Annotated in this window: 18 protein-coding genes; 10 read left to right on the forward strand and 8 right to left on the reverse strand. The window is 41.1% G+C overall.

The features are described 5' to 3' along the window. Window positions 1-33: 33 nt before the first annotated feature. Complete coding sequence (locus ACKWCF_RS04450; RefSeq protein WP_409479496.1) at window positions 34-399, forward strand: CoA-binding protein; 366 nt, start codon at window positions 34-36, stop codon at window positions 397-399. A gap of 7 nt (window positions 400-406) precedes the next feature. Here the strand turns inward: ACKWCF_RS04450 and ACKWCF_RS04455 are convergent, their stop codons facing one another. From ACKWCF_RS04455 to ACKWCF_RS04465, 3 genes are all read right to left on the reverse strand, one after another. Beyond that, window positions 407-1,399, reverse strand: a complete 993-nt coding sequence (locus tag ACKWCF_RS04455) for a hypothetical protein (RefSeq protein WP_409479497.1) — start codon at window positions 1,397-1,399, stop codon at window positions 407-409. 92 nt (window positions 1,400-1,491) lie between these two features. Next, entirely contained in the window at window positions 1,492-3,327 is a 1,836-nt protein-coding gene (locus ACKWCF_RS04460; RefSeq protein WP_409480247.1) for a phosphoenolpyruvate carboxykinase (GTP), read from the reverse strand. Between the two features lie 161 nt (window positions 3,328-3,488). After that, complete coding sequence (locus tag ACKWCF_RS04465) at window positions 3,489-3,839, reverse strand: thioredoxin family protein (protein WP_409479498.1); 351 nt, start codon at window positions 3,837-3,839, stop codon at window positions 3,489-3,491. 79 nt (window positions 3,840-3,918) lie between these two features. Here ACKWCF_RS04465 and ACKWCF_RS04470 point away from each other — a divergent pair, with 79 nt between their 5' ends. Together ACKWCF_RS04470 and ACKWCF_RS04475 are read left to right on the forward strand one after the other, a co-directional pair. Then, window positions 3,919-4,473 carry an NADPH-dependent FMN reductase gene (locus ACKWCF_RS04470; RefSeq protein WP_409479499.1) on the forward strand — a complete coding sequence of 185 codons (555 nt, stop codon included), beginning with the start codon at window positions 3,919-3,921 and terminating at the stop codon, window positions 4,471-4,473. Between the two features lie 109 nt (window positions 4,474-4,582). After that, window positions 4,583-5,176 carry a hypothetical protein gene (locus ACKWCF_RS04475; protein WP_409479500.1) on the forward strand — a complete coding sequence of 198 codons (594 nt, stop codon included), beginning with the start codon at window positions 4,583-4,585 and terminating at the stop codon, window positions 5,174-5,176. A gap of 31 nt (window positions 5,177-5,207) precedes the next feature. Here ACKWCF_RS04475 and ligD read toward each other — a convergent pair whose 3' ends face one another. The 5 genes from ligD to ACKWCF_RS04500 form a co-directional block, all read right to left on the reverse strand. Further along, complete coding sequence (ligD, locus tag ACKWCF_RS04480; RefSeq protein ID WP_409479501.1) at window positions 5,208-7,652, reverse strand: DNA ligase D; 2,445 nt, start codon at window positions 7,650-7,652, stop codon at window positions 5,208-5,210. A gap of 6 nt (window positions 7,653-7,658) precedes the next feature. Then, window positions 7,659-8,582 (reverse strand): Ku protein, encoded by a 924-nt coding sequence (locus ACKWCF_RS04485; RefSeq protein ID WP_409479502.1) that lies wholly within the window; start codon window positions 8,580-8,582, stop codon window positions 7,659-7,661. 32 nt (window positions 8,583-8,614) lie between these two features. Further along, window positions 8,615-8,800 carry a hypothetical protein gene (locus ACKWCF_RS04490; RefSeq protein WP_409479503.1) on the reverse strand — a complete coding sequence of 62 codons (186 nt, stop codon included), beginning with the start codon at window positions 8,798-8,800 and terminating at the stop codon, window positions 8,615-8,617. Window positions 8,801-8,946: 146 nt separating this feature from the next. After that, on the reverse strand, window positions 8,947-11,334 hold the full coding sequence (gene lon, locus ACKWCF_RS04495) for an endopeptidase La (protein WP_409479504.1): 2,388 nt from the start codon (window positions 11,332-11,334) through the stop codon (window positions 8,947-8,949). Window positions 11,335-11,491: 157 nt separating this feature from the next. Continuing rightward, window positions 11,492-12,034, reverse strand: coding sequence for an Hsp20/alpha crystallin family protein (locus ACKWCF_RS04500; protein ID WP_409479505.1), 543 nt, complete (start codon window positions 12,032-12,034; stop codon window positions 11,492-11,494). Window positions 12,035-12,399: 365 nt separating this feature from the next. Between ACKWCF_RS04500 and ACKWCF_RS04505 the strand changes: the two genes are divergently transcribed. From ACKWCF_RS04505 to ACKWCF_RS04535, 7 genes are all read left to right on the forward strand, one after another. Beyond that, the gene (locus tag ACKWCF_RS04505; protein ID WP_409479506.1) at window positions 12,400-12,750 is read left to right on the forward strand and encodes a DUF1440 domain-containing protein; all 351 of its coding nucleotides are present in this window, start codon (window positions 12,400-12,402) and stop codon (window positions 12,748-12,750) included. A gap of 100 nt (window positions 12,751-12,850) precedes the next feature. Next, a complete protein-coding gene (locus ACKWCF_RS04510; RefSeq protein WP_409479507.1) occupies window positions 12,851-13,648 on the forward strand; it encodes a hypothetical protein in 798 nt (265 codons plus the stop codon). Window positions 13,649-13,754: 106 nt separating this feature from the next. Next, window positions 13,755-14,513 (forward strand): cyclic nucleotide-binding domain-containing protein, encoded by a 759-nt coding sequence (locus tag ACKWCF_RS04515; protein ID WP_409479508.1) that lies wholly within the window; start codon window positions 13,755-13,757, stop codon window positions 14,511-14,513. A gap of 67 nt (window positions 14,514-14,580) precedes the next feature. Further along, window positions 14,581-14,883, forward strand: a complete 303-nt coding sequence (locus tag ACKWCF_RS04520; RefSeq protein WP_409479509.1) for a hypothetical protein — start codon at window positions 14,581-14,583, stop codon at window positions 14,881-14,883. Window positions 14,884-14,898: 15 nt separating this feature from the next. Continuing rightward, the gene (locus tag ACKWCF_RS04525) at window positions 14,899-15,600 is read left to right on the forward strand and encodes an RluA family pseudouridine synthase (RefSeq protein ID WP_409479510.1); all 702 of its coding nucleotides are present in this window, start codon (window positions 14,899-14,901) and stop codon (window positions 15,598-15,600) included. A gap of 126 nt (window positions 15,601-15,726) precedes the next feature. After that, the gene (gene rpsD, locus ACKWCF_RS04530; RefSeq protein ID WP_409479511.1) at window positions 15,727-16,353 is read left to right on the forward strand and encodes a 30S ribosomal protein S4; all 627 of its coding nucleotides are present in this window, start codon (window positions 15,727-15,729) and stop codon (window positions 16,351-16,353) included. Window positions 16,354-16,358: 5 nt separating this feature from the next. Further along, complete coding sequence (locus ACKWCF_RS04535; RefSeq protein ID WP_409479512.1) at window positions 16,359-16,589, forward strand: hypothetical protein; 231 nt, start codon at window positions 16,359-16,361, stop codon at window positions 16,587-16,589. The last annotated feature ends 1 nt before the right edge of the window (window position 16,590 follow it).

Raw genomic sequence — 16,590 nt, forward strand, 5'->3', positions numbered from 1 at the left:
TATTTGTTTACAAACTTCAGGGAGGGGATTTGTATGGCTGAAAAGGTTGTGATTGTGGGGGCGTCTGATAAACCCGATCGATTCGCTTATAAAGCTATGGTTATGCTTAAACAGTATGGCCATGAGCCCATCCTGGTAAATCCCACTTTAAAAGAAATAGAAGGGCATACAGTGTATCCTGATCTTGATCAGGTACTAAGACCTGTGGATACTTTAACGATGTATGTAAACCCCCGTATCAGCGTGGCTATGAAAGATCAAATTATCGCGTTAAAACCAAAACGTGTGATCTTTAACCCAGGCACTGAAAACCCAGCGATTGCTTTTGATCTGAAAAAAACAGGTATAGATACAATCCATGCCTGCACGTTGGTGATGTTATCAACGGGAGAATTTTAATTTCTGACTAAAATTTATATTGGCAAGACGCTGTCCAGATATCGTCAGTTTTTCCTGTGCGTTGATTCGGTAAATTATATTTTTGATAATTGATCGCATCGCCCTGTGGGCGAGCAAGTCTTACACCACATGAAGCTTTTTTCTTAATTAACACAGAAGCTTCTACATACGGAGTCACTTCAGTTCCGACATCGTAAGCTTTAACGGTAACTCCCGCTGTTAGTTTAGTCGCATAATTGCTGGCAAAACTTGGTCTATAGATCGCCGAAGCTTCGGCATTTGTCATAACATGGCTCGCATCTTTAACTCCGGTCGCAACAACGCCAACTTCTGCTTTTTGTTCTAATTGAATCTGTGAGCTCACTTGATAGTTTTTTTGAACACCGATAGCGGCTTCAGCCATTGGAGCTGATTCACGGTAATTACTGTACTCATTCACAGGTTGGCGAATTTCTTTAACTAGCGAGTGAAACTTTTGTTGCACTTGCGCTGCTGTGCCTTTGCCAGACCCTTCAAGTACATGCCAGCCCACACCAGCGCGGTAATAAAGAAGACGGCCTTGCTCAGCATTATCAACAACAAATTTAGTGATCGATTCTTCCATCGTTTTTTGATGGCCTACAAGCGAGCCTTCGCCGTTTTTGTAGTATCGGCCTGTATCTTGGGTATAAAGGTCACCCGTGTAGTGAACAGTCAAACGTAAGCCTTTTGCAGTGATATAGCTGGCTTTTACAAAGTGGCCGTAAGTATACCCACGGTCATCGCCGGTTGTATCGGTGACCCATTTGTTATCATCAACGATACCTATGGTGATTTCGTATTTATGGCTGGGAGCTAAAGTTTGAGTGCGTGGATCTAGGCTTAAAATTTCTAAAGGAATATCTTTTTTTTCAACTTGGGTAGAAACCCAGGCGATTTGCTTTTCTTGATCTGCTCCACTTTGTGCGAACACGGTAAAGGTTGTTAATAAACAGCTAAAAAAAAGTGTTAGATTTTTCATAGCTTTAGAGACAGCAAGCTAAATGCCGAAAGGCCTCGTATTAGAGGCCTTTCGCTGAAAAAATCGTTTGAATGTTAGTCAGTCATGACAATTTACATTGTCGCTTCAGGAGACGCGGGTGCTCCGGCTTTACGGAACGCCATCGCTTTAGTCTCTTGAATATTGATAAATTCAGTCGGTAAAGAGTTTTTTAATGTTAAGAAAAACTCTTTATGAGAAGCGAATTCCATTTGCCATTTTTCATTGTCGATTTTCATCGCCGCATTGAATTGGTCGTTAGAGAAATCTAAACCTGACCAGTCGATGTCTTTGTACTGAGGAGCGAAACCTAATTCAGTTTCAATAGCGTGAGCTTTTCCGTCGATACGTTCGAACATCCATTTTAATACGCGCATGTTATCGCCATAACCTGGCCACATGAATTTACCTTGTTCGTTTTTACGGAACCAGTTCACGATAAACATTTCTGGAGTTTTAGCAACACGGTTTGGCATTTTTAACCAGTGTTTGAAGTAGTCACCTACGTTGTAACCGCAGAACGGTAACATCGCCATCGGGTCACGGCGAACAACACCTACGGCTCCTGTTGCAGCAGCTGTAGTTTCAGAACCCACAGTAGATGCGAAGTAAACGCCTGTGTTCCAGTCTTTAGCTTGCGAAACTAATGGGATTGTATCAGCACGACGACCACCGAAGATGAAAGCATCAACAGGAACACCTGCTGGGTTTTCCATGTTTTCGTCAGCAGAAGGGCATTGCGAAGCCGCTACAGTGAAACGAGCGTTCGGGTGAGCTGCGTTTCTGCCGCAACCTGGAGTCCACTCGTTACCTTGCCAGTCAGTTAATTTAGCTGGAGGAGTATCTGTCATACCTTCCCACCAAACATCGCCTTCAGGAGTAAGTGCAACGTTTGTGAAGATCGTGTTTTTCGCGATTGTTAACATCGCGTTTGGATTTGTTTTAAAGCTTGTACCTGGAGCCACACCGAAGAAGCCAGCTTCTGGATTGATCGCACGTAATTGACCGTTAAGATCAGGTTTGATCCACGCGATATCATCACCCACAGTTGTGATTTTCCAGTCTTGCATTTCTTTAGGTGGGATTAACATGGCGAAATTTGTTTTTCCGCAAGCTGATGGGAAAGCGGCTGTTACATATTTTTTCTCGCCTTGAGGATTTTGAACGCCCAAGATTAACATGTGTTCTGCTAACCAGCCTTCTTCGCGACCTAAAGTTGAAGCGATACGTAATGCGAAACATTTTTTACCAAGTAATGCGTTTCCGCCGTAGCCAGAACCGAATGACCAGATAGATTTTTGTTCAGGGTAGTGAACGATGTATTTTGTGTCAGCGTTGCAAGGCCATGTAACGTCTTTTTGGCCAGCGGCTAATGGCATACCTACTGAGTGAACACATTTAACGTACTCAGTGTTTTCGTTAACTAAAGCCATAACTTTAGCACCCATACGAGTCATGATTTTCATGTTGATCACAACGTAGGGAGAATCTGTGATTTCAAAACCGATTTTAGAAATTGGAGAACCTAAAGGTCCCATGCAGAAAGGAATCACGTACATTGTACGGCCTTGCATACAACCATCGAATAATTTTCCTAATGTTTCTTGCATTTGCGCAGGCGCCATCCAGTTATTTGTAGGACCAGCGTCTTCTTGTTTTTCAGAGCAGATAAAAGTTCTATCTTCAACACGAGCAACGTCAGCAGGATTTGATAAAGCTAAGTAAGAATTTGGACGTAAAGTTTCGTTTAATTTTTTTAACGTTCCAGAAGCAATCATCATGTCGATAAGCTTTTGGTTTTCTTCTTCAGATCCATCGCACCAGTGGATGTTTGTTGGCTTTGTTAAAGCCGCAATTTCGTTAACCCAGTTTAAAAGATCTTGATTGTTGATCTGCATTTCTTCTCCCAGCTTACACTTTTGACTTCGTCAAAAGCGGTCGTTCAAATTTTGAATGACCCGTTCTAAACCGTGAGGGTGAGTGAAGGCAAGGAGTGGCTTGTTATTACGTCGTAATTGCAGCTTTTACAGGCAGAAAATTTAGGCAAAAATGAGGCAGAAAAACATCACTTTTAAAGCGTAAAAATCTCGCGGATGGCTTGTTCCAATTTCTCCCGTGGAATTACTCCCGAAGCCATAGCAGGTTCTTCGCCAAGTGGAATAAAAAGCAGGCTGGGGATCGAACGCACTTCAAAAAGTGCTGCTAACTCAGGAGATGCTTCGGTGTTCACTTTGTAAAAATTCACCTGCCCATTAAACAGCTCGGCGGTGTCTTGCAAAATAGGATTTAGTTGGTGGCAAGGGCCGCACCAGTCGGCATAGAAGTCAATGACCGCAGGCTTTTGGCCTTTGTACGTCCACTCTTTTGTGGCAGTGAAATCAAAAATTTTTTCTTTAAATGTATCGATTGTTAAAACTTCCATGACTTTAAGTGTAGAGGGAGTGTTGGGACTTGCGCAATTGTTAAGATCACGAAATAATTTTTTCTATTAAAGGAATATTATGAAAATTCTTACTTTTGCCGGTTCGTTACGAAAAGATTCTTTAAATAAAAAACTTTGCGGTGTGGTTTCTGACATCGTTAAGAAAAATAACTTAGCTGACATTGAGTTTATCGATTTACAGCCGTTAAATATTCCTGTGTACGATGGCGACATCGAATCATCTACGGGCATTCCTGCAGGGGTGCAACAGTTAGCTCAAAAAATTAATGAAGCCAATGCATTAATTATTTGTACACCTGAATACAACGGATCAATTCCGGGTATTTTAAAAAATACGATTGATTGGTTATCGCGCCAAAAACCAGTATCACTTACAGGAAAACCAGCTTTACTTTTAGCGGCTTCACCAGGGGCTTTAGGTGGAGTTCGTTCATTATGGCATTCACGTCAGCCGTTTGATGTTTTAGGTACGCAACTTTACCCAGAAATGATGGGTGTAGGTAAAGCCCACGAAACGATTACTGCTGATAAAACTTTAAGCGATGCTAAACTTCAAGCTAATCTTGAACGTTTAGTAAAAGACTATATCACACACGCGAAAAAATTAATTTAGTACTGAGTTAAATCCGCTCACCGGAATTAATCCAAGCTCAATAGCGATTTAGCACAGTAAAACTTCGACCCAAATTTTGCTCCAGCACTTTTCATCGAAAGGCTGGGGTATGGGTCACACACAATTACATTTTACTAAAACACGTTGGCAGTTTCGTTATAACCACGGCGGCATCTTGCGCCAGAAACGTCGTGGGCGTAAAGCGCGCCCGCTATCAACCAAGGCGCCGATTCATTTGGTGCTTAAAACCGATATTAGATCTTTGTGCCGGGGGCTTCGGTCACCTTTAGGTTTTTATCTGATCAATTATATTATTAAAACATACGCGCGTAGGTTCTTTGTTAAAGTCGAACAGGTTTCAATTAATCACGATCACGTGCATTTGTTGGTGCGCTTTTCGAGAAGATCTCTCGGTCAGCATTTTTTGCGGGTGGTGACAGGGCAAATCGCGCAGCAGTTTAAGAACAATGGATTTTTAGCTGCGGCAAAGAGCGTGACCGATACCCCAGCGACCAAACCACGCAAGAGCGCAAAGCTTTGGAAGTACCGGCCTTTTACGCGGGTGATTCAGGGCTGGAAGCCGTATCTGATTGTTAGAAATTATATTCAGCTTAATATCAAAGAAGCGTCTGGGCAGATTAAATACAAACCACGGCGGCTGCGCGGGCTTTCGTTGGCGGAGTGGCAAATATTATGGACTTAAAGAGAAACTTTAGTGGTGTAGGCCACAGCTTTTAATGCAGTGATTTTAATTTATCTAAAATATGAAGCTTTTGTTTTAATTTAAAATAACCAGCCCAAGGATCTTTGCTGCGTTTTAAAAGTGTTATCACACGATCGACAGTAAAATCCTTTGGTGTTTTTACTTTTTTAAGCGCTTGCCATGAAATCGGGTAAGCTACAGTGGCTTCGGTCTGGGCACGCACTGAATAAGGCGTAATGGCGGTGGCGCCAAAGCCGTTACGTAAATAATCTAAAAATATTTTTCCGGTTCGTTTTGCTTTTGAAATTTCTGTGGTGAATTGATCAGGATTTTCTTTAACCAGTTGTTCGCAAACAGTTCTTGCAAAGTCTTTCACCTCATCGAAGTTATGCTTGGCTTCAATCGGTACGTGCAAGTGTAAACCTTTACCGCCGCTGACTAAAACAAAACTTTTAAGTTTAAGTCGTTCTAAAAGATTTTTTAGTTTTAAAGCGGCTTCTTTGACTTGTGTAAAGCCAACACCCGGATCAGGGTCTAAATCAAAGACCATTAGATTTGGAGAATCAATTTGATGTGTAAGGCATCCGCGCGCATGAATTTCTAAAGTGCCTAATTGCACAAGCTCTAAAAGCCCGGTGAGTGAATCGATATATAAAACTTCTTCGGTTTTGTTTTTTAATTCAGAATGTAGTTTTTGTGATAGTAACCCAATGCCATCGGTGTCTTGGTGTTTTTGAAAGAAACAAGATTTGCCCACGCCATTCGGGCAGCGCAGTAAAGCTAAAGGGCGTTTATTCACATAGGGCATGATCCATTTTTCGATGGTTTTGTAATAGTTAGCGAGTTGTTTTTTAGTCAGTTTCGCTTTCGGAAATAGAATTTTATCAGGGTTACTGATCGTCACTTCAGTGGGAGCTGATTTTTTTAATTTTTGTTCTTCTAATTGCACCGATTTGGCTTTTTTATCTAAACGTAAACCTTTGTAAGCCGCATGCCGTAATATTTTTTCATCAGTCCAAGCACCAAATTCAATTTGAGCCACTAAACTTGGTTTGGTGAAACTCATGCTTCGCCGTTTATCGTGAGCCGTAGGAGTTGGGGATTTGATATCGAAATAGCTTTTTTCAGATTTTACTTTTTTTAATTTTTCTAAAAGTTTGGTGCTCTCAGCAGAATTAAAACCTGTACCCACACGACCGATATATTGAAATTCACCTTGGGCGTTGTACGCGCCCATTAATAACGCTCCTAAAGATTTGTTATTGTTTTGCAGAGTGTAGCCGCCGATCACAAATTCTTGCAGCTTAGAACATTTACTTTTAATCCAGTTTTTACCGCGCCCTGATTCGTAGTGGGCGTGACTATTTTTAGAAACGATGCCTTCAAGGTTTAGCTTGCAAGCCGAAGTTAAAACTTCAGAGCCTTTTCCCATCCAATGATCACTGAAAAGAATTTTTTTTGAACCGGCTTTTTTAACCAGTTCTGCGAGCAACATTTTACGCTCAAGCAAAGGTCTTTCACGCAAATCTTCACCGTTTAAATGTAAAATATCAAAAACGTAATAAAGTAATTCTTCGCTTTTGTGGGCGTCTAATGAATTTTGTAATCCTTGAAAGTGACTTACGCCTTTATCATCAACCCAAACAATCTCTCCGTCTAACATTAGCGAATCAGCCGGAATTTTTTGACATTCTTTTTCGATAGCTTTGTATTTCGCTGTCCAATCAAGGCCAGAACGGGTGAGAAGTTTAATTTTAGATTTTTGTTTATGGCAAAGAGTGCGGTAACCATCAAATTTAATTTCATGCAGCCAGTTTTCTCCACTGGGTGGAACTTCAGCGAGCAGTGCTAACTGCGGGGCCACAAAGTCGGGGAGTTTGGTTTTTTTTATTTTCCTGATTTTTGTTTTCTGTGAAGAGCGGGAGGATTTTTCGGGAAGTGTTAATCCGGTTAAAACACTTTTATCTTCTTGCAAGATATCGTGATCCTCGTCAGAAAACTGATCGCTGCGTTTGATTAATAGCCACTGGCTTTTTGTGGATTTTCCCATGCGGCGGGTTCGTACTAAATCCCATTTGCCACAAAGTTTTTGCCCGCGCAGTTCAAATTCGATATGCCCTTTGGCAAAAGCGGCTTTGGCATTTTTGGGCGGAATCCATTCGCCCTTATCCCAGACGATCACGTCTCCTCCGCCGTACTGGCCTTCGGGAATGTTTCCTTCAAAGTAGGCGTAATCCATCGGGTGATCTTCAACTTCCACGGCTAATCTTTTATCATGAGGATTTAGAGATGGCCCTTTCGGCACGGCCCAACTTTTTAAAACACCTTCGAACTCTAAACGAAAATCATAGTGTAAACGGCTGGCAGCATGTTTTTGCACGACGAAGATATGTTTACTTTTAGAAGTGATTTTTCTTCCGCGCGGTTCTAAGGTTTTTTTAAAGTCGCGCTTAGTGCGGTATTCTTGTAAACCCATATTTTCCTAGTGATGAACTCGATGCGTGGTTTTTGATTTTTTATGCGAGCTAGTTTTTTTACGAGACAGTAAATGTGCCACGCTTGGTTCTTTTTCTTTAGTTTCACGTGATTCCTTTGCACTTCGTGAAGGTTTACCTTGCGATAAACTTTTTTGCAGTAACGACATCAGATCGGCAGAATTGGTATTTGTGCTTTTCGGAGCTTCTTCGTATTCGGCGGCTTCACGTGTTTTGCCAGTTTTAATCTTACCTTTGATATATTTGACCAGTTCTTCTTGATAAGTATCGCGGTACTTTTCAGGCTTCCATTTTTCAGTCATTTCATCGACTAAAGCTTTGGCTGCCTTCATTTCCCGCGCTGAAATACTAATGCGGTTAAGGTCATAGTCATCTAAGTGTTTGGCTTGTTTAATTTCAGTCACTTCATGCGCAAAGCGCATGACTTCTAAAATTAAATAATCTTCTCTGGGAATAATGGCAACTAAGTGCTGTCTATTGCGTAAGACAAACTTAGCCACCGCGGCTTTTTTTGTGTCTGTTAAAATATTCCGTAACAGCACATAACCTTTTTCTCCATTTTTACCGGGTACAAGATAATAAGGCTTTTCAAAAAGCAGAAAGTCGACATCTTTTAAATTTACAAAATCTTCGATGTCGATAGTTTGTGTGGTTTTCGGATTTGCATTTTTTAATTCTTCGTCAGTGACTTCGACGAACTGGTTTTTATCATATTCGTAAGCTTTAATAATATTTTTGCGGTCAATCTCTTTGCCAGTGGATTTTGAGTATTGCTTATATCCGATAGGTGAGTTGTCGCGCTTATCCAGCATACGAAAACTGATTCGTTCTTCTTCTTTAGCACTCATCACTGAAACCGGAATATTTAATAAACCGAAACTGATAGCGCCACTCCAAATTCCGCGAGCCATACGTACTCCTTCACGTGTCCAAGACACGGCACTTAGATTAAACGTTCGTTATGACGGCGGGCTTTATCACGGGACTTGCGGGCGTCTTCACCGACGACGTCATGGGCGCCTTCAGTGTATTCGCTAGAATCTTTGATATCTTTATCGTGTAAAGTCGTTGAATTTTTATGGGTACGAGGCCCATGCAGATTTTTTTCTTTGCTATATTTTGAACGCATCATAACCTCCTGTGTAATCGTTGCTCTATTAATGCAGCAACAATCTTGCCGAAAGTTTTGAGGCAAAAAAGGCTTAGGAAAATACTGTTTCGGTAAGCACGTAAATTCCTAAGCCTTGGAGGGAATAGTTGGGGAGACTAGTCGGTTCAGTTAGACATCGCTGAAGGTAAATTCGCGTCGTGATCTTTGGGATGATATAAAAGTTCATCACTCCAATCAGACAGATCAATACCTAAGGCAATCGTTAACACCTGGTTGATATGTTGCACCAAGTGGATTTTCATTTGTGATCTCACCTCTTCAGGCACGTCTTTTAGATCTTTTTCATTTCTATCAGACATGATCACTTCGTTGATTCCTGCCCGGTGGGCGGCAATCACTTTTTCTTTGATACCACCAACAGGCATAACTTTACCGCGTAAACTGATTTCTCCGGTCATGGCTAATTTTGGATTAACCACACGGCGAGAAATAAGGGAGGCAAGCGATGTGAGTAACGTGATACCCGCAGACGGTCCATCTTTTGGAATTCCTCCAGATGGCACATGTAAGTGAATATCAAATTTACTAAAATCAAAAGCTGGCGCTAACGTTTGCAGTCTTGCTTTTACTAACGATTTTGCAATCTGTGCGGATTCTTTCATGACGTCACCTAACTGTCCGGTGACAATCATTTCGCCTTTACCTGGAACAAGCGCGGTTTCGATAAATAAGATATCTCCACCCACTGGCGTCCAAGCAAGACCTGTTACCACACCTGGTGTAGCCACCACATCAGCCACTTCGTTTTGATAACGTTCAGGCCCAAGAATTTCTTCTAGGCGTAAAAGTTCCACCACGACCTTGGCTTCTCCGCGTAAGATTTTTTCAGAGGCAAATCTGGCCATTTCGGCAATCTTACGTTGCAACTCACGCACACCGGCTTCACGGGTGTAGTGAGAAATCGTTTTGAACAGAGCTTCATCACTGATCTCGATCTGATCTGGTGTTAAGCCATGCTCTTTGATTTGTTTCGGGATCAAATGCGTTTTCGCAATATGAAACTTTTCAGCGATCGTGTAACCCGACAAATCAATCACTTCCATACGATCAAGCAAGGGCAGTGGAATACCTTCAAGGCTATTCGCCGTGGCAATAAAGAAGATATTCGACAAATCAAATGCCGTATCAAGGTAGTGATCTGTAAACGTTGTATTTTGTTCTGGATCTAACACTTCAAGCATCGCTGAAGCGGGGTCACCAGAAAAACTACGCGACATTTTATCAATCTCATCCAGTAAGAAAACCGCATCGTTTTCACCGGCTTTTTTTACAGCCGCGATAATACGACCCGGAAGTGAACCGATATAAGTTCTTCTATGGCCGCGGATTTCTGACTCATCACGCACACCACCTAAACTTATACGTTGATATTTTTTTCCTAAAGCGCGTGCAATACTTTGCCCTAGAGAGGTTTTACCAACTCCCGGAGGACCGATAAATAATAAAATCGATCCGCGTTTTTCTTTTTTAAGTTTTAATACAGCTAAGTGCTGTAAAATTCTTTTTTTAATTTTATCTAAGCCGTAGTGATCCGCATGTAAGATGCTTTCTGCTTCGTCCAGATTAAAATCTTTTTTATCTGAAGCTTTACTCCATGGTAAAGAGACCATCAAATCCAAGTGTGACCTGATCATTTGATGTTCTGGCGATTGTTGGCCCGAGCTTTCAAGCTTTTTAAGCTGTTGTAAAGCCAGGTCATTCGCTTCTTTTGGCATTTTCGCATCTTTAATTTTTTGACTATAATCTTCTACCGCCGATGTTTCATCACCTTCGCCTAACTCTTCGCGAATTGTTTTTAACTGTTCACGTAAAATATGTTCGCGTTGGGTTTGGCCAAGTTTGGTTCCCAATTTTTGGCGAATATCTTGTCTGACCTGTAAATTGTCTTTTTGTTGATTCATTAAAGTCAGTAAATGCATTACGCGGTCTTTGATCGACGTCATCTCTAAAAGATGCTGTCTTTCATCTAAGCCGATTTCGATATTGGCCGCAGCTAAGTACGAAAGTAATCCCACATCTTCAATCGCCAACACTAGTTCTTGCGCTTGTTCGGTGTTACCTGGAACTAATTGCAGAACTTCAATACTGATTTGACGAAGTGACGTAAGCAGAGCTCCTTCAGTTGAAGGATCAATATCTGTGGTGTCATCAACACGCTCTGTGTGGGCTTCGTAAATTTCAGTGTCGGTTTTGAAAGAATTCACTTTCATACGGTGATAACCGCGCAGGGTTACAAAGTAACCTTGTTCGTGAGTTCCCTTGATCGATTCAATTTTTGCTAAAGTACCCCAATGATAAAGTTCATCAGGATTTTCAATGGGCTTGTCAGGATGACGTTGTGCCAAAGTGACAATCCAGTTGTCTTTAAGCATGGCTGCATCGACCGCTTTTAAACTTTTATCGCGGCCTACGCGTAATGTTTGCGTAATACCGGGATAAAGCACGGTATTTTTTAGAGGTAATACAGGGATTGCTCCTATTGGCATTGACATATGTGTCTCCTATAAAAAAGCAAGGGGCACGGTTCTGCCCCTTGCTTGCCTCAGATCCTGAATCCTTTTTGAAGGGATTTATTATATAACTGGGGCAACGATTTAACGTCCGTGTCGACGTCTGCGTTTGGAAGTCCCGCTTCAAGGGCACGCGACGTTAAGCCTTATTATCTTTTCCAGAAACAGGCACTTCCTTATTAGCATTTTGTGCCTGTTTGCGATCTCCTAGTAACTTGTCGAAGATGCCGCCTTTGCCGGATTGAATTTCAATCTTTCTGGCAGAGGCCACTTCAGTTTTCGGTAAATAAAGTTCAAGTACGCCATCTTCATAGCGGGCTTCGACTTTATCCGCACTGATCGTGTTCGGTAAGACGAAACTACGTTTGAACGTACCGTATGATTTTTCGAAGCGATGCACTTGGTTTGCATCAGTTCGTTTTTCATGTTTACGTTCGCCCGAAATAACTAACGTACCGTCAGCAACTTCGATTTTAATATCTTCTTTTTTCATGCCGGGTAAATCCATGCTAAGCATGTAGTGATTTTCTTCTTCGGTTAATTCTGAAGCCGGTGCAAATTCGCGCTCATCATAAACCGGAAGACCCGGTGTAGCGAAATGATCGAACATGCGATCCATTTCTCTCCATAAATCTGTTGGTGTTAAACTTCTACTATTAAAGAACGGTGTGAGTGATCTCATAAATCCTCCTATAACTTTCAGCTTTATAAGCTGGTTAATCTTTCTTAATTATAATTTGAGTTCGTAAAAAATTCTGTCAAGGCAGCTACGTTGTCACTCTGAAGATCCACGTTCGACTTCTGTGGAGCGTCTAACGCAACAAGAATAAAAAATAAAACGGTTATAACGTAGAAAAGGCTCGCGAAAACTTTTTTAAGTTTGTTCGTCATAATTTTATTCCTCCTTGATGCATACAACAATTGGTTCAAAAAAAACTTTGTCAAGTTGGCCGTCAATTTGAATGTTTAGTTATTTCTTGCAGCGGAGAATTTATGATTTCAAATTTCAAGCGGGGATTTTGGAGTGGGCTTGCGGCGACGATACCCATGAGCCTTTTTACATCTTCGCTGTTTCGAAAATTTTCGGCAGAGAAAAATAAAAATTTCGTTTTAGTGGTCCATTTTGGTTATGGAATTTTAACGGCGATGGCTTATACAACAGTAGCGAAGAAATTTAAATTTAAATCCTCACTGCTTAACGGTATCGGATTTGGTCTCACGACGTGGGTAGCCAGTTACGGAGAACTAACTCCGTTATTTAAGCTTCATTCAACGACGAATAAGATGATTCAAGAACGAAAATTTTCTATGACGGTAGCTCATGTGGCCTGGGGGATTGGTCTGGCGATGATCGAAAATAAATTGCGTAATGGCAGAAAGTATCGTGCTTTGGAGTGATTTGTGAAACGTAATTCTTCGAAGTTCAGATCTTTTGACAAAGATGTAGACAGTAAAATAGGGATTAAAGTCTAGGTAAAAACTGCCCGAATCTTTGGGCATGAAAACACAAACAGCAATTATCACATTATTAGCAGCAACGATCTTAGTAACTTTCAACATGAACACAGCACATGCGATGGGACGCGGAAAACCAGTTGAGCAAGAACCAAAGCCAACTCCAAAACCTCCAACGACTCCGGCACCAACACCAGCACCTACGCCGAAGCCGCCAACTCCGGCTCCGACACCAACTCCAACTCCAACGCCAGCACCAGCGCCTACGCCGACACCTGCTCCTGGTGCAGATACTTCTGATGCAGTTCCTATGTGGGAAGCTAAAGTTTCTGGAAGTCGTGAGTGGTCAAATCACTTATATTCAGAACTTGATCGTTTAGGTCAGGATTTATTAGACGTTATTCCTGCGGATGCAGCGACGTTTTGCCCGAATTATAAAAATTTAACTTATAATGAACGTAAAAGATATTGGATTTACATTATGTCTGTAATGACAAAGTTTGAAAGTTCATTCAATACAAACACGACATATACAGAAGACTTCACTGACAGCTCTGGTAAAAAAGTGATCAGCCGTGGTTTATTACAAATTTCGATTGAAAGCGCTAACGGTTACGACTGTGAATTAAGTAACGCACAAGACTTACATAACCCACTTAAAAATTTAAGCTGCGGTGTTAGAATTCTTGATCGTTGGGTAGGTCGTGATGGCCGTATCGCCGGTAAAGTTGATTCGAAATGGCGCGGCGGAGCTAGATACTGGGCCGTGTTACGCGAAGGTGATAAGACGTCATATAAAACGATCTTAAGCTCGAGCAAAAATTTAAAAATGTGTAAGTAATTTTCCTAAGTCTAGATTGGCTTACAATGAGACAGCGGTAAGCCAATCTAAAATTTGTTTTCACAAATTGTTTTAATGTCACGTCAAATCTTCCGAATAAGTCCACATGGTCGAAACTCCACTTGAAGAAAAAAGAATATTCCTTGTTGTTACAGAAGATAAGCAAAAGATGCTTTCAATTTCTGAGACCGTTAAATCCCATATTAACAAAGCCACAATCTTTGAAGCTTATGATGTTCCTGAAGCTTTATTTAAATTTCGTAATGTGGTCCCGCACGTAATTATTTTAGACCTGGAAATTGCTAAATTTTCTGGGGCCCAGTTTATTACTGATTTATTACAGGGTGAAAATAATAATTTTTCGGTTATTTTTACGTCTGAGTTACCTGACGATGAATTGTTTATTGATCATGTGGTCAGCGGCCAAGTGCAATTTTTAACAAATTATAAAGATGAAATTTGGTTTAACCAGTGTGTAACCAAAGCGTTAAACCGTTTAAGCCAAGATAAAAAGTCAGAGTTCTCATTACACTTTTTAGCCCCGAATGAATTGCTTTTTAAAGAGGGCGTTCAGGGTGAAAGTGCTTACCTGGTTAAACGGGGCGAATTAATGGCCTGGAAATCAAAGAACGGCCAGCGTGTTGATTTAGGTAAAATTAAAGCGGGTGAATTTGTAGGCGAAATGGCCCACATTAATAAAGAGCCTCGTTCTGCAACAGTGACTGCGGTGACGGATTGTGAGCTGATCGAAATTCCTTTCGGGAGCCTTGATCCTATTCTATTTTCAAAGCCTTCGTGGTCAAAAGCGCTGTTTGTGACTCTGTCAAAACGCCTTAAGTTAACCAGTGAAAAGCTGAGTGCCTAAAGCCTCGAATGGGGAGTGTCCCATAATAGGCTATGGCTTCTTATTAAACTTATGTTAGACTAATATTATGAAAAAATGCCTCTTAAGCCTTCTTACAATAATTGCCATTTCTTTATTGGTGTCGATCACACAAGCGGCGCAATGCACGCTGGTCGGTGGCACTGATTTTTCTTTATGTAATGCAATTAGCAAGAACAATTGTGGCTTAGCGGCAAAGGGCGATTTTATGAAGTGCAAAGCGGTGACTGCAAAAAATTGCGGTTTGGCCGGTCAAGAGTACTTCATGACTTGCAAAGCGATGTTAGATCGTAATTGCGGTTTAGTAAAAGAGCCTGGATTTAATCTTTGTTTGGCAGTCACTAAAGAATAGTGTACAGCTCATCTCATGAAAAAAGTTCCGCGCAAATACCAACCTAAAGGGTTTCATATTCTTCATGAAGACCGCGATTTGATCGTCGGTAATAAAAGCCCTGGCATCTTAACGGTTGGGGCGATGTGGGAAAAAGAAAATACCGTTCACAATTTATTAAACCAGTATATCCGTAAAGGAAATTCAAGGTCACGCGCTTGTGTGTTTGTGGTTCATCGTTTGGATCAGGCCACATCGGGGGCTTTGATTTTTGCAAAAACTGAAGAAGTGCAGCAGTACTTAAAAAATAACTGGAAATCGACGGTGAAAACCTATTACACCATCGTGCATGGGCATTTAAAAAAGAAAGCCGACACGATCGAAAGTTATTTGTCAGAAGATGAAGACTATCACGTGCATTCAAGTAAAGATTCCGAAAAAGGTGTTTTAGCACAAACTCAGTATGAAGTGATTCAAGAAACAGGTTCTTACAGTTTAGTAAAAGTGAATTTACTGACAGGAAAGAAAAATCAGATTCGTGTGCACATGGCAGGACTAGGGCATCCAATTGTTGGCGATGTTAAGTACGGAAAAAGTACAGATAAATTTAAAAACTTAGCGCTTCACTCGGCAAGTCTGGAGTTTACTCATCCGTTCAGCAAAAAAAGAGTTTTGATAAAAGCTAAGGTCCCAGCTTATTTTAAAGAGCTTGTCCCGTTTGATTTTGATTCGCTCTAGTTTTCACTCTTAATTTTCATTTACTTTTCAAAATCACTTCGTTTTCATTTTCACTGCATTTTCAAAATTAAAAAATTAAAGGCAATCCATTGTTTTTTAATTTAAGTGGTCTTAACCATAAGGCCTATGAAAAAAACAGGTAAAACCGCTCGCTTTAAATTACAACGTCGTCTATTAACTGAACTTCCAGGCTTAGGAAAAGCTGGCGCCTTAGAGCGCAGGCCTTATCCACCAGGGCAGCACGGCGGCAAGCGTATCAAGTATTCTGATTACCGTTTACAATTAGAAGAAAAACAAAAAGTTCGCGTGCACTATAACGTGCGTGAAGAACAATTAATTCGCTTAGTAAAATTAGCCAAAAAAGATAAATCAGGCGGCAAGTGGATCAGCTCTTTAATTAATATTTTAGAAAAACGTATTGATAATATCGTGTTCCGTGCAGGTTTTGCGCCGAGCATGCGTTCAGCTTCGCAAATGATTTCACACGGTCAAGTGCATGTGAACGGTAAAAAAGTAAACATTCGCTCACAAAAATTAAAAGTTGGCGATGTGATTTCAATCACGGCAAAAGGTTTAAACAACCAAATTTACTTACAAGCTAAAGTTAATCCAAGATTACAAACGCCAGACTGGTTAGATAAAAACGTATCTGACACAGCGGCGTCTGTAACTTTAAAAGATGAACCAGGTTTTGAAGCGGTTCCATTTGCGCTTGATGAAGCGTTAGTAACTTCTTACTACTCAAAGGCGTAATTTTTATGGCAACAAAACTAAACGATGGCGATTTAACTTGTTTCGCGATTGACGATGACACCGCTGTCATCGGTGTCAAAGATCAAAAGTTCGTCGTTGATTATTCGACACTGATGGATTTTTTAACGGAGCTTGCGGTTGTTGCTTCACAAGTTGAAGGCGCAGCAGAAGCCATGGCATTGCCTTCTGCGCAAATTGAAACTGAAGAAATTTGTGCCTGCCAACGCTTGCACTAAT

The organism is Pseudobdellovibrio sp. HCB154 (assembly GCF_046267985.1).
Classification (GTDB): Bacteria; Bdellovibrionota; Bdellovibrionia; order Bdellovibrionales; family Bdellovibrionaceae; genus Pseudobdellovibrio.